This window comes from Oerskovia sp. NPDC056781 (assembly GCF_042789955.1).
Classification (GTDB): domain Bacteria; phylum Actinomycetota; class Actinomycetes; order Actinomycetales; family Cellulomonadaceae; genus Oerskovia; species Oerskovia rustica.
This window is the reverse complement of record NZ_JBHUAD010000379.1, coordinates 1-2,019: the sequence shown is the minus strand read 5'-3', so window position 1 is coordinate 2,019 and position 2,019 is coordinate 1. Positions and strand designations below refer to the sequence as shown.

The 2,019-nt window shown below is 74.4% G+C and carries 1 protein-coding gene; it reads right to left on the bottom strand.

Translation table 11 applies throughout. From position 1 onward, the window contains the following. Positions 1–89: 89 nt before the first annotated feature. Positions 90–1,862: an FAD-binding dehydrogenase gene (locus ACFRCR_RS18545; protein WP_377679650.1), complete on the bottom strand. Its 1,773-nt coding sequence runs from the start codon at positions 1,860–1,862 to the stop codon at positions 90–92. Positions 1,863–2,019: the final 157 nt, after the last annotated feature.

The following is a 2,019-nucleotide window of genomic DNA, read 5'->3' as shown; positions in this document are numbered from 1 at the left end:
GTAGACCCCCGGGAGGTCTACCTCGCGCACACGGGTCTACCTCGGCAGGCCGCAGGCTGCGGGCCGCGGCCCGCCGTCGCAGACCGTGGCTACAGGCTCCGTGCGAGCGCTCGGCCCACGGTCCGCCCCGAGAACAGGCAGCCGCCGAGGAAGGTCCCCTCGAGCGCCCGGTGACCGTGCACGCCCCCTCCGCCGAACCCGGCAGCCTCGCCCGCGGCGTACAGACCCTCGAACACCGAGCCGTCGGTGCGCAGCACGCGGCCGTCGGTGTCGGTGTGCAGACCGCCGAGCGTCTTGCGGGTCAGGACCGAGAGCCGCACCGCGAGCATCGGGCCGTCCTTGGGCGTCGTGAGCGGGCGCGGCGGGGACACCCGGATCACGCGGTCCACGAAGAACTTGCGGGCCATGGCCGTCGCGACGACCTGGTGGTCCTTGCCGAGGCCCGAGCGCACCTGGTCGTCGCGCAGCCGCACGAGCCGTTCGAGCTCGTCGGCGTCGATGTGGCCTCGGGACCCGGGGGTCGCGTCGGTCAGCGCGTTCATGCCGGCTGCGAGCTCGGTCGGGTTCGCACCCCACACGAACTCGGGGGACTCGGCCGCGAACCGTGCCACGGGACCGACGGCCCCGGGCAGGACCCGCTGCGCCAGGAGCCGCACGCTCCGGCCGGTGAGGTCGGGGTTCTGCTCGGACCCCGACAGTGCGAACTCGCTCTCCATGATGGCCTTGTTGAGCACGAACCAGGAGTGGTCGTCGCCGCGGGCCGTGACGTGCTGGAGCGAGCCCAGGGCGTCGAAGCCGGGGAACAGGGGCGAGGGCAGCCGGTGGCCGTGCGCGTCGACCCACAGCGACGAAGGGCCGGGCAGGATGCGGATGCCGTGGTCGGTCCACACGGGCGAGTGGTTCGCGATGCCCTCGGGGTAGTGCCACATGCGGTCCTCGTGGACCAGGGCCGCTCCCGCGTCGCGGGTGATGCCGAGCAGCAGCCCGTCGGTCGAGTCCGGGACGCCCGAGAGCATGCGCGTCGGCAGCACGCCGGCGGACGCGGGCCAGTTCGCACGGACCAGGTCGTGGTTCGCGCCGATCCCCCCGGAGGAGACGACGACGGCGCTCGCCGACAGCTCGACCTCGCCCACGACGTCGCGCACCGAGGGAGCGCCGCGCTCGGCCGGGTCGTCGGCCAGGACCTCGGCGCGCACGCCGGTCACGGCGCCGTCGGTCACGACGAGCCCGGTGACGCGGTGGCGGAAGCGGATGTCGAGGAGGCCCGCCTCCCGGGCGTCGAGCGCGGCGCGGACGAAGGGCTCGAGGATGCCGGGCCCGGTGCCCCAGGTGACGTGGAAGCGGGGCACGCTGTTGCCGTGGCCGCCTGCGGGGTAGCCGCCGCGCTCTGCCCACTGGACGAGCGGGAACCAGCGCACTCCCTTGGCGTGGAGCCATGGGCGCATGTCGCCCGCGGCGAAGTCGACGAATCCGCGCGCCCAGGCGTAGCCCCAGCGGTCGGGTCCGTCGCCGTCGGCGGCGCCGGGGGCGAAGTTCGCCGACCCGAGCCAGTCGTCGAGCGCGAGCTCGGGGGTGTCCTTGACGCCCATGCGGCGCTGCTCGGGGGAGTCGACGAGGAAGAGGCCGCCGAAGGACCAGAAGGCCTGGCCGCCCAGGCTCGCGGCAGGTTCCTGGTCGAGCAGGATCACGTGGCGCCCCGCAGCCGTGAGCTCGGTGGCCGCGACGAGGCCCGAGAGCCCGGCGCCGACAACGATGACCTCGGCGTGGTCAGGGCCGGACCGGCTGGGAGCGCTCCCGTGGGCGGGTGTGCCCGACGGGACGGCGTTGCTCGCGGAAGGGATGCTGACGTCGTTGTCACTCATGCGCAGAGACTAGACCCCGCGCCCCGCCGCGAGGTAGAGGCCAGCCGTCGAGGGAGAGGTCCCAGCCCACACCCCCAGCCCAACCCCCCCAACCACGCCGCCAAATGTCAGCCACGCGGGTCGGGCCCACACCCCGCCGCCGCCCGCCCAGCCTCCC